The 21,935-nt window shown below is 35.6% G+C and carries 27 protein-coding genes; all 27 read left to right on the top strand.

Annotated elements, in window-relative coordinates; translation table 11 throughout:
* Positions 1-47 precede the first annotated feature (47 nt).
* The 27 genes from xerC (at position 48) to flhB (ending at position 21,911) form a co-directional block, all read left to right on the top strand.
* Positions 48-947: a tyrosine recombinase XerC gene (gene xerC / locus MHB53_RS05905; RefSeq protein WP_340916254.1), complete on the top strand. Its 900-nt coding sequence runs from the start codon at positions 48-50 to the stop codon at positions 945-947.
* Positions 948-971: 24 nt separating this feature from the next.
* Complete coding sequence (gene hslV / locus MHB53_RS05900) at positions 972-1,514, top strand: ATP-dependent protease subunit HslV (RefSeq protein ID WP_340916253.1); 543 nt, start codon at positions 972-974, stop codon at positions 1,512-1,514.
* A gap of 47 nt (positions 1,515-1,561) precedes the next feature.
* A complete protein-coding gene (gene hslU, locus MHB53_RS05895) occupies positions 1,562-2,965 on the top strand; it encodes an HslU--HslV peptidase ATPase subunit (protein ID WP_340924505.1) in 1,404 nt (467 codons plus the stop codon).
* Positions 2,966-3,094: 129 nt separating this feature from the next.
* Positions 3,095-3,874, top strand: coding sequence for a GTP-sensing pleiotropic transcriptional regulator CodY (gene codY / locus MHB53_RS05890; RefSeq protein WP_340916252.1), 780 nt, complete (start codon positions 3,095-3,097; stop codon positions 3,872-3,874).
* 433 nt (positions 3,875-4,307) lie between these two features.
* Positions 4,308-4,700, top strand: a complete 393-nt coding sequence (flgB, locus tag MHB53_RS05885; RefSeq protein ID WP_340916250.1) for a flagellar basal body rod protein FlgB — start codon at positions 4,308-4,310, stop codon at positions 4,698-4,700.
* 1 nt (position 4,701) lies between these two features.
* Positions 4,702-5,160 (top strand): flagellar basal body rod protein FlgC, encoded by a 459-nt coding sequence (flgC, locus tag MHB53_RS05880; RefSeq protein ID WP_340916249.1) that lies wholly within the window; start codon positions 4,702-4,704, stop codon positions 5,158-5,160.
* Positions 5,161-5,185: 25 nt separating this feature from the next.
* Positions 5,186-5,503: a flagellar hook-basal body complex protein FliE gene (fliE, locus tag MHB53_RS05875; protein WP_340916248.1), complete on the top strand. Its 318-nt coding sequence runs from the start codon at positions 5,186-5,188 to the stop codon at positions 5,501-5,503.
* A 63-nt stretch (positions 5,504-5,566) separates the two neighbouring features.
* Complete coding sequence (gene fliF / locus MHB53_RS05870) at positions 5,567-7,153, top strand: flagellar basal-body MS-ring/collar protein FliF (protein WP_340916247.1); 1,587 nt, start codon at positions 5,567-5,569, stop codon at positions 7,151-7,153.
* Positions 7,154-7,163: 10 nt separating this feature from the next.
* Complete coding sequence (gene fliG, locus MHB53_RS05865) at positions 7,164-8,177, top strand: flagellar motor switch protein FliG (RefSeq protein WP_340916246.1); 1,014 nt, start codon at positions 7,164-7,166, stop codon at positions 8,175-8,177.
* On the top strand, positions 8,170-8,940 hold the full coding sequence (fliH, locus tag MHB53_RS05860) for a flagellar assembly protein FliH (RefSeq protein ID WP_340916245.1): 771 nt from the start codon (positions 8,170-8,172) through the stop codon (positions 8,938-8,940). The genes fliG and fliH overlap by 8 nt, the downstream gene beginning before the upstream one ends.
* Positions 8,937-10,262 (top strand): flagellar protein export ATPase FliI, encoded by a 1,326-nt coding sequence (fliI, locus tag MHB53_RS05855; RefSeq protein ID WP_340916244.1) that lies wholly within the window; start codon positions 8,937-8,939, stop codon positions 10,260-10,262. Before fliH ends, fliI begins: the two co-directional genes overlap by 4 nt.
* Complete coding sequence (gene fliJ, locus MHB53_RS05850) at positions 10,259-10,705, top strand: flagellar export protein FliJ (RefSeq protein ID WP_340916243.1); 447 nt, start codon at positions 10,259-10,261, stop codon at positions 10,703-10,705. Before fliI ends, fliJ begins: the two co-directional genes overlap by 4 nt.
* An 8-nt stretch (positions 10,706-10,713) precedes the next feature.
* Complete coding sequence (locus MHB53_RS05845; RefSeq protein ID WP_340916242.1) at positions 10,714-11,310, top strand: MotE family protein; 597 nt, start codon at positions 10,714-10,716, stop codon at positions 11,308-11,310.
* 32 nt (positions 11,311-11,342) lie between these two features.
* Positions 11,343-12,998, top strand: coding sequence for a flagellar hook-length control protein FliK (locus MHB53_RS05840; protein ID WP_340916241.1), 1,656 nt, complete (start codon positions 11,343-11,345; stop codon positions 12,996-12,998).
* A gap of 8 nt (positions 12,999-13,006) precedes the next feature.
* Positions 13,007-13,636, top strand: coding sequence for a flagellar hook assembly protein FlgD (gene flgD, locus MHB53_RS05835; protein WP_340916240.1), 630 nt, complete (start codon positions 13,007-13,009; stop codon positions 13,634-13,636).
* Positions 13,637-13,817: 181 nt separating this feature from the next.
* Positions 13,818-14,210, top strand: a complete 393-nt coding sequence (locus tag MHB53_RS05830; protein ID WP_340916239.1) for a TIGR02530 family flagellar biosynthesis protein — start codon at positions 13,818-13,820, stop codon at positions 14,208-14,210.
* Between the two features lie 91 nt (positions 14,211-14,301).
* Positions 14,302-15,132 carry a flagellar basal body rod protein FlgG gene (gene flgG, locus MHB53_RS05825; RefSeq protein ID WP_340916238.1) on the top strand — a complete coding sequence of 277 codons (831 nt, stop codon included), beginning with the start codon at positions 14,302-14,304 and terminating at the stop codon, positions 15,130-15,132.
* Between the two features lie 50 nt (positions 15,133-15,182).
* A complete protein-coding gene (locus MHB53_RS05820) occupies positions 15,183-15,401 on the top strand; it encodes a flagellar FlbD family protein (protein WP_340916237.1) in 219 nt (72 codons plus the stop codon).
* A complete protein-coding gene (gene fliL / locus MHB53_RS05815) occupies positions 15,394-15,819 on the top strand; it encodes a flagellar basal body-associated protein FliL (protein ID WP_340916235.1) in 426 nt (141 codons plus the stop codon). Before MHB53_RS05820 ends, fliL begins: the two co-directional genes overlap by 8 nt.
* Before the next feature lie 32 nt (positions 15,820-15,851).
* Positions 15,852-16,853: a flagellar motor switch protein FliM gene (gene fliM / locus MHB53_RS05810; RefSeq protein WP_340916233.1), complete on the top strand. Its 1,002-nt coding sequence runs from the start codon at positions 15,852-15,854 to the stop codon at positions 16,851-16,853.
* Positions 16,843-18,000: a flagellar motor switch phosphatase FliY gene (gene fliY, locus MHB53_RS05805; RefSeq protein ID WP_340916232.1), complete on the top strand. Its 1,158-nt coding sequence runs from the start codon at positions 16,843-16,845 to the stop codon at positions 17,998-18,000. Before fliM ends, fliY begins: the two co-directional genes overlap by 11 nt.
* Before the next feature lie 19 nt (positions 18,001-18,019).
* Positions 18,020-18,382 (top strand): response regulator, encoded by a 363-nt coding sequence (locus tag MHB53_RS05800; protein WP_340916231.1) that lies wholly within the window; start codon positions 18,020-18,022, stop codon positions 18,380-18,382.
* Positions 18,383-18,390: 8 nt separating this feature from the next.
* On the top strand, positions 18,391-19,074 hold the full coding sequence (locus MHB53_RS05795; protein WP_340916230.1) for a flagellar biosynthetic protein FliO: 684 nt from the start codon (positions 18,391-18,393) through the stop codon (positions 19,072-19,074).
* Positions 19,067-19,735 carry a flagellar type III secretion system pore protein FliP gene (fliP, locus tag MHB53_RS05790; RefSeq protein ID WP_340916228.1) on the top strand — a complete coding sequence of 223 codons (669 nt, stop codon included), beginning with the start codon at positions 19,067-19,069 and terminating at the stop codon, positions 19,733-19,735. Before MHB53_RS05795 ends, fliP begins: the two co-directional genes overlap by 8 nt.
* 43 nt (positions 19,736-19,778) lie before the next feature.
* On the top strand, positions 19,779-20,048 hold the full coding sequence (gene fliQ / locus MHB53_RS05785; RefSeq protein WP_340916227.1) for a flagellar biosynthesis protein FliQ: 270 nt from the start codon (positions 19,779-19,781) through the stop codon (positions 20,046-20,048).
* Positions 20,049-20,052: 4 nt separating this feature from the next.
* Positions 20,053-20,832 carry a flagellar biosynthetic protein FliR gene (gene fliR / locus MHB53_RS05780; protein ID WP_340916226.1) on the top strand — a complete coding sequence of 260 codons (780 nt, stop codon included), beginning with the start codon at positions 20,053-20,055 and terminating at the stop codon, positions 20,830-20,832.
* Positions 20,829-21,911, top strand: a complete 1,083-nt coding sequence (gene flhB, locus MHB53_RS05775; protein WP_340916225.1) for a flagellar biosynthesis protein FlhB — start codon at positions 20,829-20,831, stop codon at positions 21,909-21,911. Before fliR ends, flhB begins: the two co-directional genes overlap by 4 nt.
* Positions 21,912-21,935 lie beyond the last annotated feature (24 nt).

Raw genomic sequence — 21,935 nt, 5'->3', positions numbered from 1 at the left:
GACTACTAAAGTGTGTTAATCTTTAGTAGTCTTTATGAGGTGAGCCTGTGAAAGAATTTTCAGATGAATTAGTATATTCTTTTATCGAATACTTGCAAATAGAAAAAAACTATTCCCAGTATACAATTGATTTCTATAGAAAAGATATTGAAGACTTTATTTTATTTATGAATGCACAAGGTATAAAAGCATTTCCAGATGTTGAGTATTCAGACGCACGTTTGTATGTTACTGATTTATATAATCGTGAATATGCACGATCCAGTGCTGCAAGAAAAATATCATGTTTGCGTAGCTTTTTTAAATTTCTCTTAAGAGAAAAAAAAGCGAAGGAAAATCCATTTGCTTTAGTGATTCAACGGAAAGAGGGGACTAGGCTCCCTAACTTTTTTTATGTAGAAGAGATGGAATTATTGTTTGAAGCATGTTCACCATCCACATTATTAGGAAAGCGTAACTTAGCATTATTAGAATTGTTATACGCTACGGGAATTCGTGTAAGCGAGTGCGCAAATATTCAACTGAAAGATGTGGATTTTGACTTTGGTACACTTCTAGTAAAAGGAAAAGGTCGAAAGGAACGTTATGTTCCATTTGGTAGCTTTGCATTAGATGCATTGCAAGCTTATCTAGATGATGTAAGAGAACAACTGCTCGGCATTAAAGAACATCAATACCTGTTCCTTAATGCTAGAGGAGGACATCTAACTACACGTGGAATTCGATACATTTTGAATAAAATAATAGCTGAAGCATCTTTGACGGGAAAGATTCATCCACATATGTTGCGCCATAGTTTTGCAACTCATTTGTTGAATAATGGAGCAGATATGCGGACTGTACAAGAATTGCTGGGGCATGCACATTTATCTTCAACGCAGGTTTATACTCATGTGACAAAAGAGCACTTGAGGAAAACTTATATGAATTATCATCCCCGTGCATAGTCATGTAAGTGAGGAGGAATAACGATGGGGCAATTTCATGCTACAACCATTTTTGCTGTTCAACATAAAGGGGAATGTGCAATGGCTGGTGATGGCCAAGTGACATTTGGTAATGCTGTCGTAATGAAACATACTGCGAGAAAAGTCCGCAAATTATTTAATGGTAAAATATTAGCAGGTTTTGCGGGTTCAGTTGCAGATGCTTTCACGCTGTTTGAGAAATTCGAAAGCAAGCTTCAGGAGTTTAACGGAAACTTACAACGAGCTTCAGTAGAATTGGCAAAAGAATGGCGAAGCGATAAAGTATTGCGTAAGCTTGAGGCAATGTTGATTGTTATGGATAAAGACCATTTATTGCTCGTTTCAGGTACCGGTGAAGTGATTGAACCGGATGATGGGATATTGGCTATTGGATCCGGTGGGAACTTTGCATTAGCTGCTGGAAGATCATTAAAAAAGTATGCCGCTGATCAGTTAACTGCCAAGGAAATAGCATATGCTGCTTTGGAAGTCGCAGCAGATATTTGTGTGTATACGAACCGGAATATTATTGTTGAAGAAATATAAGGCTTGTTTGCTTACACTGCAAAGGAGGAATCGGATTGGAATTAAGGATGCAGGGGGCAAACATGACCCCAAGACAAATTGTAGAGAAGCTTGACCAACATATTATTGGGCAAAAGGAAGCGAAAAGAGCTGTTGCAGTTGCTCTCCGTAACCGGTATCGACGTGGTTTGCTAAGTCCTGATATCCGTGATGAAATCATTCCAAAGAATATATTAATGATAGGTCCTACTGGTGTCGGTAAAACGGAAATTGCTAGACGTATGGCAAAGATGGTCAGAGCACCATTTATTAAAGTTGAAGCAACTAAATTTACTGAAGTAGGTTATGTAGGGCGCGATGTAGAATCGATGGTAAGAGATTTGATGGAAATAGCAATTAGAATCGTAAAAGAAGAGAAAATGCTAAATGTCAAAGAACAAGCTGAAAAACAAGCGAATAAACGTCTTGTTGAATTACTCGTTCCTACGAAAAAGAAAAGTGAAAACTTTAAAAATCCATTTGAGATGATCTTTGGTGGACAACAACAAGAAGAAGACCAAGATGATGACAAGCAGAAAGAAAGTAATATTCGTGAACAAAGAAAAATTATTCTAGAAAAGCTACATGCTGGAGAGCTGGAAGATCAAATGGTTCAAGTGGAAGTGGAAGAACAACAGCCATCGATGTTTGATATGCTTCAAGGCTCCGGGATGGAACAAATGGGTATGAATATGCAGGATGCATTTAGCAATTTGATGCCTAAAAAAACGAAGAAGCGAATGTTGGCTGTAAAAGATGCACGTATCGTCCTAACAAATGATGAAGCACAAAAAATGATTGATATGGACGAAGTTTCGCAAACAGCAATTACTCGTGCGGAACAAACGGGAATTATTTTTATTGATGAAATTGACAAAATAGCAAGCAAAACAGGTAATTCTTCCTCTGCAGATGTATCGAGAGAAGGAGTTCAACGCGATATTTTGCCGATTGTTGAAGGGTCAACAGTTGTTACTAAATATGGCCCGGTTAAAACGGATCATGTGTTATTTATTGCGGCTGGAGCCTTTCATATTGCGAAGCCATCAGATCTTATCCCTGAATTACAAGGAAGATTTCCGATCCGAGTAGAGCTAGGGAAATTATCAATTTCAGATTTTGTTAGCATTTTAACAGAACCAGACAATGCGTTAATTAAACAATACGTTGCTTTATTAGAAACAGAAGGTATACAAATCGAATTTTCTGACGAAGCTATTTATAGGCTTGCGGAAATAGCCTTTAACGTAAATCAACAAACGGATAATATTGGTGCAAGACGTCTTCATACAATTATGGAGAAGCTTCTCGAGGACTTATCGTTTGAAGCACCAGAAGTGACATTAGAAAAAATAAACATCACAGAGAATTACGTGAATGAAAAACTAAGTGCAATAGCAACAGATAAGGATCTAAGTGAGTTTATTCTATAAGCGTTAATGACTTTAGAAAAAGTCAAAGTTAAATATTATCAAAATACTAGTAGACATGATTATGTGAAAGAAAACACATCATATATGTATCAGCATATATGATGTGGTTAAATTTAGGAGGAAAAAATAATGGATTTATTAACAAGAACAAGAAAGATCAATTCAATGCTACAAAAGACTTCAGGTAAATCAGTGAATTTTAAAGAAATGGCTGAAACCCTAAGTGAAGTTATTGAAGCTAATGTGTTCGTATTAAGTAGACGCGGTAAGTTGATTGGATTCGCGATCAATCAACAAGTTGAAAACGAAAGAATGAAACAAATGTTAGAAGATAGACAATTCCCAGAAGAGTATACAAAAAATCTCTTTAAAATTACAGAAACCTCTTCTAATTTAGATGTTGAGAGCGAATTTACGGCGTTTCCGGTAGAAAATAAAGAGCTATTCGGAAATGGTTTAACTACTGTTGTGCCAATCATTGGTGGTGGAGACCGTCTTGGTACGTTAATTCTTGCACGTCTAGAAGAAAAGTTCCAAGATGCTGATTTAATATTGGCTGAGTATGGAGCAACTGTAGTTGGTATGGAAATTCTACGTGAAAAGTCAGAAGAAATTGAAGAAGATGCAAGAAGTAAGGCTGTTGTACAAATGGCAATTAGTTCCCTTTCATATAGTGAGCTTGAAGCGATAGAACATATTTTTGAAGAATTAGATGGTAGTGAAGGTTTGTTAGTAGCATCAAAAATTGCTGACCGAGTTGGTATTACGCGTTCCGTTATCGTTAATGCATTACGGAAACTTGAAAGTGCTGGAGTAATAGAATCTAGATCACTTGGTATGAAAGGAACTTATATTAAAGTTCTGAATTCGAAATTTCTAAAAGAATTGGAAAAAATTAAATCAAATTAAATTAGTACACTAAAGACTGCGGATGCTCCGTGGTCTTTTTTTTGAGGGAAATAAGACTTGTAGGGATTCTAGATATTATTGTCAGATTATGTAGTAATTCCGTTCGTATCGTGCTAATGTAAATAATGTAAAAGAATACAGTCGGTAAAAAGACCTATTTCTAATAACCTATATAATAACCCTTGATTGCTTGTTAAATCATGGGTATAATAGACATTGATTGGATATTCCAAGGATGTCCAATTTCGGATAAATGGTATTAAAGTCATGATGAAATCTAATTAAGAATGATTTTACCTAATATAGAACAAAAGTCACTTAAATGTCGTAAGTTGTCATAAAAAATTAATTACCCTCTCGACTAAAAGTAACAAAACAGTTACAATTAATAATGGTTAAGATATGTGTAAATACTTACCGGAGGTGCCATTCTTTGGACTTATTCTCAGGAAATATAAACTCGCTTGAAAAAGCAATAAATTATTCATCAATGAAACAAAAAATGACAGCACAAAATATTGCAAATGCGGATGTGCCTAATTATAAAAGTAAAGATGTGGATTTCAAACAAATGCTCAATGAGGAAAGTGGTAAATCTATCCATTCGTATAGGAGCGACCCTCGCCATATTCCGTTCACAACCAAACCCGTAACATCTCCAATTATCACGAATAAAAATCAACAGTATCATCATAACGGTAATAATGTAGATATGGATAAGGAAATGTCAGACTTAGCAACAAATCAAATTTATTATAATGCTTTAATTGAAAGACTAAACGGTAAGTTTTCAACTCTTTCAAACGTAATAAGAGGAGGTAGATAAAATGACGATATTTCAAAGTATGAATATTACTACCTCTGCATTAACTGCGCAGCGTTTACGAATGGATGTTATATCTTCAAATATGGCAAATGTAGATACGACTAGAGGAAAAATGGTAGATGGCGAATGGCAACCGTACACAAGAAAAATGGTTGTAATGCAACCAAAAGGTTCATCATTTTCTTCTGTGTTAAATACAGCAATTAATGCTAAAAATGTTAGTTCTGATCCAAAAGGGGTAAGAATAACTAATATCGTTGAAGATGAAGCCCCATATCGCCTTGAATATGATCCGCAGCATCCAGATGCAAATGAGGAAGGATTTGTTCAACTACCGAATGTAGATCCATTAAAAGAAACGGTGGATTTAATCAGCACAACACGATCATATGAAGCAAATGTTACGGTATTAAATGCAGCAAAATCAATGTATATGAAAGCATTAGAAATCGGTAAATAATCTTTATCAAGGAGGTTTTTTAGAAATGCCAATAAATAGTATTCAATTAGCCAACGTTCAGCCTGACAAGATTAACAATATAAATAACACTGCGATAAAGCAATTGAACGAAACGGAACAAAATGTTAGCTTTGGTGCTTTTTTAAAAAATGCTATTAATGATGTGAACTCTTCACAAATACAATCAGATATCGCTACTGGAAAATTGGCAAGAGGTGAAGAGATAGAGTTACATAATGTAATGATTACTGCACAAAAAGCATCCATTAACATTCAAGCGGCTTTAGAAATCCGAAATAAAGCAGTAGAGGCATATCAAGAAATAATGAGAATGCAAGTTTAATTGATAATAATGGAACGATAGAGTGAGAGTTTAATAAATGTGTGTATGTTAAGGGGCTTGTACATGAAAGAGACACTATTAAAATATAAAAGTAAAGCGAAAGAATATTGGTCGAGTAGAACAGGGAACCAAAGATTTATTTTATTGGGTTCACTCTTGACAGCCATTATTTTTTTTGTGGGCATCGCTTATTTCACAACAAAAACTACATTAGTACCGCTATATACGAATTTAACACCTTCTGAAACTGGTTCTATTAAGGAAAGTCTTGATTCTAAAGGGATTAAATCAGAAATTGCTGATGGTGGTACGACTATAAAGGTTCCAAAGGAAAATGCAGAAACATTAATGGTTGAGCTGGCTGCTGAAGGAGTGCCAAAGTCAGGAAATATTGATTACGCATTTTTTGGGCAAAATTCTGGTTTTGGTATGACGGATAACGAGTTCAATGTTTTGAAATTGGATGCCACCCAAACCGAACTTGCTTTATTAATGAAAAGTATCGAAGGAATTGACGATGCTACTGTTATGTTCAATATTCCTGAAAAAGGTGTGTTTGTGAGTGATGTGAATGAATCTGCCTCAGCATCAATTGTTCTTACAACTAAGCCAGGTCATGAATTCAGTGAAAAACAAATAAAATCACTGTATCATTTGGTATCTAAAAGTGTACCAAATTTACCACCGGAAAATATTATCATTAGAAATCAATTTTTAGACTACTTTGATTTAAACGATGAACAATACGCTGATGGTGGGTATACACAGCAAATGCAAATCAAAAGTCAAGTTGAGCGAGATATCCAGCGCCAAGTACAAAATATGCTTGGTACACTAATGGGATTTGATAAGATCGTGACTTCAGTTACTGCTGATATTGACTTTACACAAGAGAATAGAGAAGAAAATATTGTTACACCAGTAGATGAAGAAAATATGCGTGGGATCGAGATTAGTGCTCAAAGAATAACTGAAACATATACGGGAACAAATGATGTAGTTGGTGGAGTCCCTGCGGCAGAAGATCCTGCAGATAGTGGTGGTAATCAATACTTGGAAGGTACAGAGGGCGATGGAGATTTTGAAAAATCCGAAGAATCCCTTAACTTTGAAGTGAACAGAATTCGAAAAGAAATTGTCGAGAGTCCTTATAAGGTTCGAGATCTTGGAATTCAAGTAATGGTTGAACCTCCTAACCCAGACGATATCAATTCATTTCCAGAAGATAGAAAAGAAGATATTCAAAAAATGTTATCTACGATTGTGAAAACATCGATTAACAAAGATTTAGGAACAGATATTTCTGATGCTGCGGTAGAAAGCAAAGTGCTTGTTTCTGTTCAACCGTTTAATGGGAAAGTAGAGATGAAAACGGACCCTAAAACAATGATGCCTTGGTGGGCATTTGCTATCGGAGGTCTGCTGCTTCTCGTGATAGGTCTACTAATTTTCTTCTTGTTAAGAAAACGAAAGCGGACGGAAGAAGAAACAATTGTCGAAGAGGATATTCCGGAACCAATAGACATCCCGGATTTAAATGAGGAAGTAATGTCAGAAGCGAACATTCGTAGAAAACAGTTAGAGAAAATGGCTAAAGAAAAGCCAGATGAATTTGCTAAGTTGTTACGTACATGGTTAACCGAAGATTAGGAGGATGGATATGTCAAGAAGAGAAGCTGGACTAACAGGGAAACAAAAAGCTGCTATCCTCTTAATTTCACTTGGACCAGATGTTGCTTCATCTGTTTATAAGCACTTATCTGAAGAAGAAATGGAAAAATTAACATTGGAAATATCAAGTGTACGAAAAGTAGATACAGCTGCAAAAGAAGACGTGATGGATGAATTTCATAATATTGCAATCGCCCAAGATTATATTTCTCAAGGAGGGATTGGCTATGCCAAAACGGTACTTGAAAAAGCGCTCGGTGCTGAGCAAGCAATGGAGATTATCAATAGGCTTACATCATCACTGCAAGTAAAACCATTCGATTTTGCCCGAAAAGCCGATGCGGGTCAAATATTAAACTTTATTCAAAATGAGCATCCACAAACAATTGCGCTTATTTTATCTTATTTAGATCCCGAGAAAGCTGGACAAATTTTATCCGAACTTCCACAAGAAGCACAAGCTGATATTGCCAAAAGAATTGCAATTATGGATAGCACTTCACCTGAAGTAATTAGTGAAGTGGAAGCAATACTTGAAAGGAAGCTTTCAGCAACTGTTACGCAAGATTATACGCAAACGGGTGGAATTGAAGCAGTAGTAGAGGTGTTGAATGGAGTAGATCGTGCGACTGAAAAAACAATACTTGATTCATTAGAAATTCAGGATCCGGAACTTGCTGAAGAAATTAAGAAACGTATGTTTGTGTTTGAGGATATTGTCACATTGGATAATCGTTCCATACAGCGAGTGATTCGTGAATGTGAAAATGAAGATCTTTTACTTGCACTTAAAATTTCAAGTGATGAGGTAAAAGAAGTGATTTATCGTAATATGTCTACACGGATGGTTGAAACCTTTAAAGAAGAAATGGAATTCATGGGACCTGTACGTTTACGTGATGTGGAAGAAGCTCAAACCAACATTGTTAATTCTATTCGCAGGTTGGAAGAGACTGGAGAGATTATCGTTGCCCGTGGCGGGGGAGATGATATTATTGTCTAGAATTATTAAGCATGGATCATCAACAATAAATGCCAAAGATTCAAAGCTGATTAAAGTAAAATTAGTGCATGTTGAATCTGATGAAGAAAATGAAGAACTTGGAAATTACCAATTAGACAATGAGAGACAAACTATAATGGATGATGCAAAAAAAGAGGCAAACAATCTTATCCACCAAGCTGAAGCCCAGGCTAAAGATATTATTGCTTTGGTAAACAAGCAACGGAATGAATGGGAGCTAGAAAAGGGAAATTTGTCTGCATTAGCATATGAAGAAGGTTTCCAAACTGGTGTGGAAGAAGGCAAAAAAAGTGGTTTTAATGAATACGCAGGTTTAATAGAGATTGCAAACCAAGTAACAAATGAATCAAAAACAGCTTTTGCGGAACACGTCCAAAGTGCTGAAGGAACAATTTTAGAAATTGCCATCGCGGCCGCGGAAAAAATTCTTTATACCACATTGGAAGAGGAAAAAGAAAGATTTCTTCCGCTTGTAAAAAGAGCATTGAAAGAGGCTAGGGAATTTAGGGATATTCAAATTCATGTCCACCCTGTTAATTATGACCTACTTATTAGTGAAAAAGCAGAATTAGATGCTTTATTTCCTAATGATCTAAAATGCTTTATCTATCCAGATACGGAGTTAGAGGAATTTGCTTGTTATATTGAATCTGATAACGGAAGAATTGATGCTAGTATTTCAAGTCAACTAGTGGAACTGAAGAAGAACTTGAAATCGTTAATTGAAGGTGAGCCTACATGAAAGCAAAAGAGTTACTTCCCTTTATCGGTAATATAAATACGCTTCAGTATTATGGAAAAGTAATAAAAGTAGTCGGATTGATGATCGAATCGCAAGGACCAGAAAGTTCTATCGGTGATGTTTGTTTTATACATGTAGGTGGAAAAACGACGAAAAGAAAAATTATGGCAGAAGTAGTTGGTTTTAAAGAACAAAATATTGTACTAATGCCCTATACAAATATTCAAGACATAAGACCTGGAAGTATTGTAGAAGCGACAAATAAACCATTACAAATCAAGGTAGGTCCTGAATTGATTGGAAAAGTGATTGACTCTTTAGGGAATCCTATAGATGGATCAACAATGCCGGTTGGAATGAATGCAGTGGATACAGACCAAACCCCACCTAATCCTTTGAGTAGACCTATGATTGCTGAACCGTTAGAAGTTGGGGTCAGACCGATTGATAGCTTATTAACTGTAGGTAAAGGTCAAAGACTTGGGATATTTGCAGGAAGTGGAGTCGGAAAAAGCACTTTGCTAGGAATGATAGCTAGAAATACTAAAGCAGAAATAAATGTTATTGCACTAATAGGTGAGCGCGGAAGAGAAGTAAGGGAATTCGTAGAAAACGATCTAGGACCAGAAGGTTTGAAAAAGTCGATCATTATTGCTGCAACATCCGATCAGCCAGCATTAATGAGAATTAAAGGTGCCTTCACAGCAACAGCAATTGCGGAATACTTCCGTGATAAAGGTTGTGATGTGATGTTCATGATGGATTCCGTTACACGCGTAGCAATGGCACAGCGTGAAGTTGGTCTTGCGGTAGGAGAGCCACCTGCAACGAAAGGCTATACTCCATCAGTATTTTCAATTATGCCTCGTTTATTGGAACGAACTGGCACAAATCAATATGGTTCCATCACCGCATTTTACACTGTGCTAGTTGATGGTGATGATCTAAATGAACCAATCGCAGATGCTGTACGGGGGATATTAGATGGGCATATTGTTCTTGATCGCTCTTTAGCAAATAAAGGACAATATCCAGCTATTAATATACTACAAAGTGTTAGTAGACTTATGAACCATCTTGTAAGTTCGGAACACCGGGCGGCTGCGGAGAAAATCCGTGATTTATTGAGTATCTATTTAAATTCAGAGGATTTAATAAACATTGGAGCCTATAAAAAAGGTGCTTCTCGAGAAATTGATGAAGCAATAAAAGCTTATCCAGAAATCATCTCATTTTTAAAACAAGCTACGGATGAAAAAAAGTCCATCCAGGAAAGTATTAAATCTTTGATAGATCTTTCAGAAACAGGTGAATTCAATTGAATTATACATTCAAGTTCCAAAAAATATTGAATTTAAAAGAAAGAGAAAAAGAAGAAGCGTTTAATCTATATCAAGATTCCGTGAGAAAATTCGAGGAATGTGCAGAAAAATTATTTGGTTTATTAAAAAAGAAAGAAGATCTAGCGCAATATCAAGCAAAGCAACTACAACAAGGATTGGCAATTCTTGAAATCCGTCATTATCAACATTTTATTTCTAATTTAGAAAAGACGATCGAACATGTTCAAATGATGGTAATGAATGCTAGGAATAAGATGAATTGGTGTGAAGAGCAATTGAAAGAAAGCAATATTGAAATGAAGAAATACGAAAAGTTAAAAGAAAGAAATTACAATCATTATTTAAAAGTATTGAATCAATTAGAAAATACGCAATTAGATGAAATATCTTCCATTCAGTATTTTCATCGGGAAGGAAATTAGGTGGTAAAGTGGAGAAAACCATTAAAAACCATGCAGAAGAAAAAAGAACTGGATTTCTCCAAAAATTGATATTTTGGTTTTTCATTCCGCTTCTTTTTGCTGTATTTCTGGGACTGCTAATTGCTTCATTTAAAGGGGTGAATATTTTTGAAAAAGCCAAAGAAATTAGTGGGAAATTACCTTTCATAACTGATATAAAAGATGGAAAAGAAAATGCAAATAACGTTGAGTATGAAGATAAAATCATTAGTCTAGATGCGGAAATCCAGGATAGAGATGCTAAAATCAATCAATTGCAAGGTCAACTAGAGAATAAAGATGTGGAAAAGGAACAAATTCTAGCTGAACAAGAAAGACTGGAGCAGACTATTGAAGAATTACGTCAAATTCAAACCGAAAATAAACGTGCATTTAAAGAGATAGTTTCAACATTTGAAGCTATGACTCCTAAAAAAGCTGCGCCAATTATTCTAGAAATGAAAGAGGACGAAGCAGTTAAAATTCTTTCCAATCTTAACACCAAATCTTTGGCAAAAGTATTAGAGCAAATGCCACCTAAAAATGCTGCGATTTTTTCTGGGTTACTCTCAGCTAAAACAAAATAATTCAAATTCATTGAAGGGTGGTGAAAAAACAATTGAGGATTGGAACATTTAATACCGCTGTTCAGATTGCTAAAAGTCCAACAACACCAAGCTTACCGAGATCGAATTTCTTTGTAGCACTCGAAACAGCGATAGGGACAAATACTAAAACTAATAATATGAAAAGCGATAAAGCAGCTACATTTGATGTGGCACAATTAATTGATGTTTTTCAAAGTGATCTTCCTGCAGATTTTATTCAGGAATTGAAAAGTGTTGAGGTAACAACTATTCAGGAATTATTAACGCTAATTATGAATAAAGATCCAGATTTTCAAAAAATGTTGGAAATAATTGATGAAAAAATAGTAGGTTTGATTAATGAAAGTAAAAATCTAAACAGTACATCATTCAATCATCTAGGGAACGAACATCATAATGAGTATTCCGTTCATAACAAATTAGATAATAACCAAGTTCTTTTCACTCCCAACAAGAAACACCAAGTTATCGCTTTATCTGTTCCAGACACAGTAAAAGAAAATGAGAATGTGATCGCCTTTAACGAAGATCAACAGTCAATACCTATTCCGGAAGAACCAGATAAAGTTCCATCAGAGCTTGTATTGGAAGAACAGGATAAAGATCCAAACCCTTTACTCGAAGAGCAAAAAAATGGTGTTCCAACTATTCCTTTCAACATAGATGCTAAAGATATAGTCGCATTAATCAAGGAGCAACATGCTAAAGACTCATCCGTTTCTATCATGGTAGAACAAGATAAAGGGTTTTCCAAGACTGAAATGCAAGAAAATGACCAATCAACAGATTTAATTGAGAAGACTATACATCTTTTGACAAAAATAAGTCAGTTGGAATCACAAAAACTACTTCAATTAACTAATCAGGAATTAGTAAGTATCATGAACACTGTTAAGAAAATACAATTTGGAGCTAGAACTATCCAAGAGAATACTACAATCATAAACAAAATGGAAAAGCTGGATACTGTGGTCGAAGAACTGTTTAATCGATTGAAAATTGCAGAAAATGATAGCCGCATTCGCGATCTGAGTAGTATAGTGGAATCGGTCATTTCTAAAGAGAATACTCAGAAAAACAACTCTTTACTTCTGCCTAATCAGCAAATGAATTTAGTGAAAATAATACCTGCACCACCAAATAAAGAAATATCGTTAATGCCTGTGCAGAGCCAAGAACCTACACCTAAAATAGAGCAATACACATTACATGTTGAAGCGAAACCGAATCAAGAGCAAAAAGCTAGTGAGTTGATAAAAGCTTTTTCAAACATTTTGGCTAAATCACAGTTATCACAAACACCAGGATCAACTAGGCTTTTAATTAAGTTATATCCCGAACATTTAGGTGCCCTAAGAGTGGAACTTTTGCAAAAAGAAGGCGTGATGATAGCACGAATGATTGTATCAACAAGTACAGCTAAGGATTTGCTAGATTCCCAGCTTCATAGTCTAAAACATACGTTTAATCAACAAAACATCCAAGTTGATAAAATTGACGTTCATTTTAGTCAAAATGATCTGCAAAAATATATGGATCGAAATGCTCGTGATGAAGGACAAAATAGTGAGGAAAAAAATAGTCCTGAACAGAAAAATAAGGAAAAGGATGATACCTTAGACTTTGCGGAAGCTTTAAATACTATTTTGTTTGAAACGGAGGTGTAACATAAGACATGGTTAATTCCATAAATGAAAATCTACTTCTATCATCGGTACAGAAGCGAGATGTAAAAACTGGTAATGATATTTTAGGTAAGGATGATTTTCTAAAGATCTTAATGGTTCAATTGCAAAATCAAGATCCAATGAATCCTATGGAAGATAAAGATTTTATTGCGCAAATGGCTACATTTTCTTCACTAGAGCAAATGACTAATATGAATATCTCTATTGAAAAAATGGTAGAGCTTGAATCACAAACGAGCTTAATCGCATTTAATCAATTTGTTGGTAAAGATGTAACATGGCATAAAATGGATGAATCTGCTGAAACGGGTGAATCTACCGTCACTCAAGGAAATGGTATTGTCAAAACAGTCCAATTTATGGGTGATACAGTTAAATTGATTTTAGAAGATGGTACAGAATTGGCGCCTGCAAATATTTCACAAGTGAATAGCATGGCATCTGAAACACCACTCATTCAGGCAAGTTCGATGATCGGGAAACAGATTACATGGATGGATGGCGAAAATGAAATGAATGGTACAGTGAGTTCAGTTTCGATGAAGGATGGTTTTGTCTGGCTCATTACAGATGAAGGCAGTTCGGTTAAAACGGGGGAAATCACGAAAATAGCATAATAGAGGATGTCCAAAAAGTCACCAAATGATAAACGGGGAATTTCTTCGTTGCTCGGTTTTTCCGGTTCTCACGTATTAAAAGCATACGCTCCGATCCTCAAAACCTTCTCGCCTCGAACTTCTTGTTTCTAATTTGGCACCTTTTTGAACACGCACTAAATAGAAGGTGAAGGTGTAAGTAGTGAAAAATAATTTTATTCATAGACTTCCATCGCAACCAATTACAATACAGCCTTTTCCGAAAAAGGCACCAATATATTCCAATCATACGGATAAGTCATTTTCAAAGCATTTGGAACAGGCGGTATCCCAAAAAACAAATTTAACAATAAGTAAACATGCTGGGATTAGAATGAATGAACGAAAAATAGAGATTGAACCGGATGTTTGGAAACAAATCGGTGTAAAAGTGGATGAGGCAAAGCGAAAAGGTGTGAATGATTCGCTAGTGATAATAAAGAATGCTGCTTTAATTGTGAGTGCGAAAAATAATACGGTAGTTACGGTAATGGATAGACAAGAAGCTGGTAAACAGATTTTCACGAAAATAGATGGCACAATCATTATGGATTAAAAAATACTTAACAGAAAACGGCTGGACCTAAACGGAAGCCGTGAATCGCCGACTGACTGACGCGGTTCAATCGAAGGGAGAACAATATTAAATGATTCGTTCAATGTATTCAGGAATTAGTGGGATGAAAAACTTTCAAACAAAATTAGACGTAATTGGTAATAACATCGCGAATGTTAACACATACGGATTCAAAAAAGGGCGTGTTGCGTTCAAAGATATGGTTAACCAAACGATTTCAGGAGCAAGTGGACCTGCACAAGGTAAAGGAGGAATCAATCCGCAGCAAGTAGGATTAGGTGCTCAAATTGCTGCAATCGATACGATTGATACGCAAGGTTCCTTGCAGCCGACCGGTCGAGTGCTTGACCTAGCAATACAAGGGGACGGATATTTTATGGTACAAGAAGGGACAGATACATTTTATACAAGAGCAGGAAACTTATACCTGAATAATAATGGAAATCTGGTTACTGCTTCTGGGCATTTTGTCTTAGATAACCAATCCCAGCGTATTCAAATTCCAGACATTAAAAATATTAAAAGCCTAGGGATATCTGAGGATGGTAAAATTAGTTTTATTAAATCAGATACACCTAGTGTCCCAGGTTTTACTAAAGACGGTGATTTATTTACTTCTGTATCATCAATCGGGATTGCCCGCTTTAATAATCCAGGTGGTCTTGAGAAGGTTGGCGAAAATCTGTATGTCGGTAGTGCAAACTCAGGTTTAGCTACACCAATGATTCCTAATAATGGTGGTGCAGGCACAATCGTTTCAGGTGCGCTTGAAATGTCGAATGTTGACTTATCTGAAGAATTCACTGAAATGATCGTTGCACAACGTGGATTTCAAGCAAATACAAGAATCATTACGACTTCAGATGAAATTTTACAAGAACTTATTAACTTAAAACGATAAGGATAAAGGGGGGATAGGGCCTGGTAATCAAGCCGGCCCTGATTTTTACTGTGATTACTATTACAAAATTGAATGGAAAGACATTTCAATTAAATGCGTTACTAATCGAGAAAATCGAATCTTTTCCCGACACTACGATTACATTAACTAACGGTCGCAAATATGTTGTCGCCGAATCAGAAGAGCGGGTGAAAGAACAAATATTGGCTTTCTATCAGTCGATCTATCTTCTCGGCCGTAAGGAATTGGAGGTTTTTGAGGATGAGTAAAAAACTGATAAATACAATGATTGTTCTTTTAACGGCTATTTTGCTTCTTGCGTCTCTAGCGTTGATTATCACGATGAAGTTTAATCCATCTGATAATAAAAAAGAACCCTCTATTGAAGAGGTATTGAAAGTATCCGTTGATGTCCCAGAAATAACGACAAATTTAAAGAGTAATGATTATGTTAAAATATCTTTCAAAGTACAAACAGATGGAAAGAAAGCGAAAGAAGAATTTACTAAACGAGATTTCCAGATTCAAAATCTAATGATATCGGAATTATCTGAGATGGATGCTGCTGATTTGGATGGTAAAGAAGGTAAGCTGAAGTTGGAAGAATCAATGAAGGAAAAGATTAATGAACTAATGCAAAAAGGGAAAGTTGTGAAAGTGTATATCACCTCCTATATTATTTCATAAACATAATAAACCATTGAAACGGGGGTGTAGATATGTCAGCAGATATCTTGTCACAAAATGAAATTGATGCTTTGCTTTCTGCTATTTCAACAGGAGAAATGTCGGCCGAGGATTTAAAGAAAGAAGACGAAGAAAAAAAGGTAAAGGTATATGATTTTAAACGAGCATTAAGGTTTTCTAAAGATCAGGTTAGAAGCTTAACAAGAATCTATGAAAACTTTGCGCGATTACTTACAACCTATTTTTCGGCACAACTTAGGACTTATGTCAATATTGCAGTGGCTTCAGCTGATCAAATACCTTACGAAGAATATATTCGATCTGTTCCTAGTATGACGATCTTAAATGTTTTTGAGGTTCCGCCTCTTGAGGGAAGAATGATTATGGAAATCCATCCTAATATAGCCTATGCAATGATAGATCGTATCTTAGGTGGACAAGGTACAAGCATTAATAAAATTGAAAATTTAACAGAGATTGAACTTCGACTCATGACTAATTTGTTCGAACATACATTGGAATATTTAAAAGATGCATGGTCAGGTATTGCCGAAATTGAGCCAGTCATGTCGGAGCTCGAAGTAAATCCGCAATTTCTTCAAGTTGTTTCACCAAATGAAACAGTTGTAGTTATTTCCATGAATGCCAGTGTAGGAGATACAAGTGGGATGATTAATATTTGTATCCCACATGTTGTGCTTGAACCGATAATACCGAAGCTTTCAGCACATTATTGGATGGAAACAGTAAGTAAAAATAGAAAGCCTGAAGAAGTGGCCACGCTAGAACAAAAAGTAAAAGAATCAAACGTGCAGCTGACAGCTCAACTTGGTATTTCTGAGCTATCTATTGAAGATTTCTTATTATTAGATCATGGTGATGTAATTGAATTGAATACACGAATCGATGAACCTCTTATCGTGAAGATAGGAAAGATTCCAAAATTCACGGGGCAACCTGGGAAAGTAAATAAGAAATTAGCTGTGCAAATCTTAAGTACTTTAGAGGAGGGAGACAAGGAAAATGACTGGTGAAATGCTCTCTCAAGATGAGATCGATGCGTTATTGAACGGAGGGACAACTCCTCCCGAATCTAGCGAAGAGTTTAATAAAATTAATGTAATCGACTATTTATCAGAAATGCAACAAGATGCATTAGGGGAAATTGGCAATATCTCTTTCGGAAGTTCAGCTACGGCTCTATCGACATTATTAAATCAAAAAGTTGAAATTACCACTCCGGCTGTTTCAATTATAGATTATGCCAAGCTGGAAGATGAGTTTCCGCATCCATATGTAGCAATTCAAGTAAAGTATACAGAAGGATTTTCAGGGGTAAATATACTTGTCATCAAACAAACAGATGCTGCAATAATTGCGGATTTGATGCTAGGAGGAGATGGGAAATCCCCAATGGAGTCAATGGATGAAATCCATTTGAGCGCAGTCCAAGAAGCAATGAATCAAATGATGGGATCTGCCGCTACATCGATGTCTTCTGTTTTTAATAAAAAGGTAGATATTTCGCCGCCATCCATTGAATTATTAAATGTCACAGAAGGCGAAGGAACAGAGACGCTTCCTCAACAAAATTTACTTGCTAAAATTTCTTTTAGATTAAAAATAGGAAATTTAATTGATTCAAGTATTATGCAAGTGTTACCCGTTGATTTTGCAGTAAAGCTTGTCGAGGATTTATTTACTCAAACAGAAGCGGAAAGTGAAACATCAAAGACAATACAAACATCACAGATTGAGATGAATGAGACCAAGGCATCTAAACCAGATGGTAATAATACCCAAATGACAGAACGTGGAAATTTGTCAGACATAAGAAATTCGGTTGAAAGAGAAACACACCCGAATGTTCAAACCGCTAATTTTTCTGAATTCAATGCAATGCCAACAACTACGACTGAAACAAACAATCTAGAAATGTTACTAGATATCCCACTGCAAGTGACAGTTGAGTTGGGAAGAACAAGTCGGACAGTAAAAGAAATAATTGAATTAGGTTCTGGATCAATTATTGAACTTGACAAACTAGCAGGTGAGCCTGTTGATATTCTTGTAAATAATAGATTGATAGCACAAGGAGAAGTTGTAGTAATTGATGAAAACTTCGGTGTAAGAGTAACTGACATCGCAAGTAAAACTGATCGTATTAAAAGACTAAAATAATAGACTGTGAGGGATTTTAGTGGCAAATAGAATTTTAATTGTAGATGATGCAGCTTTTATGAGAATGATGATTAAAGATATATTAACGAAGAATGGTTTTGAGGTGGTTGGTGAAGCCGCAGATGGATCTCAAGCAGTGGAAAAATATAAAGATTTGAAGCCGGATCTTGTAACAATGGATATTACAATGCCTGAAATGGATGGTATAGCAGCTCTAAAAGAAATAAAATCATTTGATCCTTCTGCTAAAATTATTATGTGCTCCGCAATGGGACAACAAGCAATGGTTATCGATGCGATCCAAGCTGGTGCAAAAGATTTTATTGTGAAACCTTTTCAAGCAGATCGCGTAATTGAAGCTATATCCAAAACATTAGGGTAAGCAATTATATGATTTTCTTTCGAAAAATAATGATCATTGGCCTCTTTTTTGTGATTGCTGCATTGTCATTCAATTATTCTTTAATGAATGTGAGTGCAGAGGCCTTAGAAAATAGTGTCACTGATCATTATAAAAATAACAAAAGTGAAGACAATGTTTCTAAAGATAACTCAAATAATGATGAGCCTGTTAACCAATCAACAAAGGTAGGCATCGGGGTACTAGATGTAATCAAAATGATAGCGGCACTTCTGTTTGTTGTATTTCTATTATATATTTTATTGAAATTTATTAATAAGAAGAGCCAATCTTATCAGCATAATAAGTTAGTACAGAATTACGGTGGAACGGCACTTGGCGGAAATCGATCGATTCAAATCGTCAAAGTCGGTAGGCAGATACTGATTCTTGGTGTAGGAGAAGATATCCGCTTGCTAAAAGAAATAACAGATGAAGAAGAACTTCAAGATTATATTCGTCTCTATAAGGAACAACAAGACCAAAGCTTGCAACCAACAGATGTTTTGACCAAATGGTTGAAGGCAAATAAACAGAAAAATCTTCGTTCAAGTAATCAGAATGGTGATAAAGCATTTCATGTTCATTTAAAAGAAAAATTAGATGAGATAAAAAAAGATCGTAAAAAGGTTATTAGTGAGCTTGAAGAGAAGGAGCAAAGATTCGATGAATGAGTTTATGGAATTTTTTAATGACGGTTCAGCCGCTTCTGTGTCAACTTCTGTCAAGCTATTTCTACTATTAACTGTATTATCGCTTGCTCCGAGCATCTTGGTTTTAATGACATCCTTCACACGGATCATTATTGTTTTGTCATTTGTTAGGACATCACTTGCGACGCAACAAATGCCGCCAAATCAGGTTTTAGTTGGTCTATCGTTATTTCTAACATTTTTTATCATGACACCAGTGCTTACGGAAGTGAATCAGGAAGCATTGCAGCCATTATTCAACGATGAAATAAATTTAGAGACAGCATATGAACGTGCTGCGATACCTTTTAAAGAATTTATGAGTAAACATACACGGCAAAAAGACTTGGAATTATTTTTAAATTATGCCGAGATGGAACGTCCTGAAACAATTCAAGACATTCCGATCACCGCTTTAGTTCCGGCGTTCGCTTTAAGTGAACTGAAAACGGCATTTCAAATTGGATTTATGATTTTTATACCATTTTTAGTGATTGATATGGTTGTTGCCAGTATATTAATGTCGATGGGAATGATGATGCTTCCACCTGTCATGATTTCACTACCATTTAAAATATTATTGTTTGTTCTAGTGGACGGCTGGTATTTAGTTATTCAATCATTGCTTCAAAGTTTTGGTTAAATCATGATATTCTTCAATAATGAACAATCAGTGGGGTGTTTGAATGAATGCTGAATCAGTTATATCGCTTGCTCAAAATGGAGTTTTCACTACACTCGTTGTAGCGGGCCCGCTTTTACTGCTTGCTCTTGGAGTGGGGCTGGCGGTAAGTATATTTCAAGCGACTACTCAAATACAGGAACAAACACTGGCGTTCATTCCCAAAATTGTAGCTGTGCTAATTGGGGTAGTTATTATGGGGCCATGGATGTTAAGTAAGCTTTTATCATATGCAACGGAAATATTTCAAAACTTAACTAGATTTGTAGGTTAACTGAATGGAAAATTTACTTCCCAATATTTCCGTTTTCTTACTTGTATTTATGAGGGTATCGGCATTTTTCGTGACAATGCCACTCTTTTCATATCGCACACTTCCAGCTTCCTATAGAATTGGTTTTGCATTTTTTCTATCCATTTTAATGCAATATACCATTGATATCGAACCGCTTGCTTTTAATGGTGAATATTTTTTACTCATATTTAAAGAAGCAAGTATCGGACTTTTAATCGGATTTATTGGTTATATGATATTATCTGCCATTCAAATCGCTGGAGGTTTTATCGATTTCCAAATGGGGTTTGCGATCGCTAATGTTATCGACCCACAGACTGGTGCGCAAAGTCCACTCATGGGTCAATATTTATACATGTTTTCATTATTATTTTTACTTGCAATCAATGGACATCATTTAATACTTGATGGTATTTTTCATAGTTATCAATTTATTCCCATAGATCAAGTGTTTATTCCTTTTGGTAATGCATCGTTTATAGAATACATCATCCGATCCTTTGGATTAATGTTTATGATTGCATTTCAAATGTCGATCCCGGTGGTTGCCTCTTTATTTTTAGTCGATGTAGCTTTAGGGATTATCGCTCGAACAGTACCGCAATTAAATATATTTGTTGTTGGCTTTCCAATAAAAATTGCTGTTAGTTTTCTTGTTATATTCATTGTTCTTGGTGTGATGTTTGAAGTAGTTCAACATTTATTTGAAACGATGCTGCTAATTATGCGAACTGCAATGGAGTATATGGGAGGCTTAAGATGAAACAACTCAATCTTAATCTTCAATTTTTCGCAGGAGAAAAAACAGAGAAAGCTACACCAAAAAAACGTCAGGAATCCAAGAAAAAAGGGCAGACAGCTAAAAGTCAGGATGTAAACACTGCGCTCGGTTTGTTAGCGGTATTTGGATTTTTGCAATTCTTTTCATCGCAAATGGGAAGTATTACAATTGGTACATTTCTCCATGCCTTTAACGAATATATGCTGATGGACCTAACTGAAGCAAACGTACAAATAATTTTGCTTGGTGTTTTAAAGGAACTAGTATTTTTATTAGGGCCGATTATGTTAATTGCTTTAATTGCGGGTATAGGAGCCAACTTATTACAAGTTGGGTTCATGTTCACAGCGGAGCCTTTACAACCAAAATTAGAGAAGCTTGATCCAATTAAAGGCTTTAAAAGGATTTTTTCGATTAGAGCTATTGTCGAACTAATGAAATCTATATTAAAGATCGGCTTTGTTGGAGCAATTACTGTGTCAGTTTTATGGGGCCGGTTTGATGAAGTACTCTTATTATCACACCAATCCATCGCTGCTACGTTAAAAACGGTTGGTAGTTTAACAATACAGATGGGCATTGCGGCATCTCTTGCACTTTTATTTTTATCGCTGTTTGACTTTTTGTACCAAAAATATGATTTCGAAAAAAATATCAGAATGTCAAAACAGGATATTAAAGATGAATATAAGAATATCGAGGGTGATCCGTTAATTAAATCGAAAATTAAACAAAAACAGCGAGAAATGGCGATGTCTAGAATGATGCAGGAAGTACCTAAAGCGGATGTCATTATTACAAATCCAACGCATTATGCCATTGCACTAAAATATGATGAAAAAAATGCGGACGCTCCGATTGTAATTGCAAAAGGCGTAGATTTTATGGCTCAAAAAATTAAACTGATTGCTAGTAGCCATCAAATTGTGATGGTTGAGAATCGTCCATTGGCAAGATCTTTATATGATCAAGTAGACATAGGAGAAATAATTCCTGATGACTTTTTTAAAGCAGTTGCAGAAATATTAGCTTATGTATACAGAATAAAACACAAGTTATAATCATGGATTGAAAGTAAGGCAAGG

Origin of the sequence: Bacillus sp. FSL K6-3431 (assembly GCF_038002605.1) — a bacterium.
Classification (GTDB): domain Bacteria; phylum Bacillota; class Bacilli; order Bacillales; family Bacillaceae_C; genus Lederbergia.
This window is presented reverse-complemented; position numbering and strand designations above follow the sequence as displayed.

Bases quoted from the DNA above. Each gene is read 5' to 3' on its own strand.
- hslV (WP_340916253.1), top strand. From the start codon at position 972: ATGGGGCAATTTCATGCTACAACCATTTTTGCTGTTCAACATAAAGGG.
- hslU (WP_340924505.1), top strand. From the start codon at position 1,562: ATGCAGGGGGCAAACATGACCCCAAGACAAATTGTAGAGAAGCTTGAC.
- codY (WP_340916252.1), top strand. From the start codon at position 3,095: ATGGATTTATTAACAAGAACAAGAAAGATCAATTCAATGCTACAAAAG.
- flgC (WP_340916249.1), top strand. From the start codon at position 4,702: ATGACGATATTTCAAAGTATGAATATTACTACCTCTGCATTAACTGCG.
- fliE (WP_340916248.1), top strand. From the start codon at position 5,186: ATGCCAATAAATAGTATTCAATTAGCCAACGTTCAGCCTGACAAGATT.
- fliF (WP_340916247.1), top strand. From the start codon at position 5,567: ATGAAAGAGACACTATTAAAATATAAAAGTAAAGCGAAAGAATATTGG.
- fliG (WP_340916246.1), top strand. From the start codon at position 7,164: ATGTCAAGAAGAGAAGCTGGACTAACAGGGAAACAAAAAGCTGCTATC.
- fliI (WP_340916244.1), top strand. From the start codon at position 8,937: ATGAAAGCAAAAGAGTTACTTCCCTTTATCGGTAATATAAATACGCTT.
- flgD (WP_340916240.1), top strand. From the start codon at position 13,007: ATGGTTAATTCCATAAATGAAAATCTACTTCTATCATCGGTACAGAAG.
- flgG (WP_340916238.1), top strand. From the start codon at position 14,302: ATGATTCGTTCAATGTATTCAGGAATTAGTGGGATGAAAAACTTTCAA.
- fliL (WP_340916235.1), top strand. From the start codon at position 15,394: ATGAGTAAAAAACTGATAAATACAATGATTGTTCTTTTAACGGCTATT.
- fliM (WP_340916233.1), top strand. From the start codon at position 15,852: ATGTCAGCAGATATCTTGTCACAAAATGAAATTGATGCTTTGCTTTCT.
- fliY (WP_340916232.1), top strand. From the start codon at position 16,843: ATGACTGGTGAAATGCTCTCTCAAGATGAGATCGATGCGTTATTGAAC.
- MHB53_RS05795 (WP_340916230.1), top strand. From the start codon at position 18,391: ATGATTTTCTTTCGAAAAATAATGATCATTGGCCTCTTTTTTGTGATT.
- fliP (WP_340916228.1), top strand. From the start codon at position 19,067: ATGAATGAGTTTATGGAATTTTTTAATGACGGTTCAGCCGCTTCTGTG.
- fliQ (WP_340916227.1), top strand. From the start codon at position 19,779: ATGAATGCTGAATCAGTTATATCGCTTGCTCAAAATGGAGTTTTCACT.
- fliR (WP_340916226.1), top strand. From the start codon at position 20,053: ATGGAAAATTTACTTCCCAATATTTCCGTTTTCTTACTTGTATTTATG.
- flhB (WP_340916225.1), top strand. From the start codon at position 20,829: ATGAAACAACTCAATCTTAATCTTCAATTTTTCGCAGGAGAAAAAACA.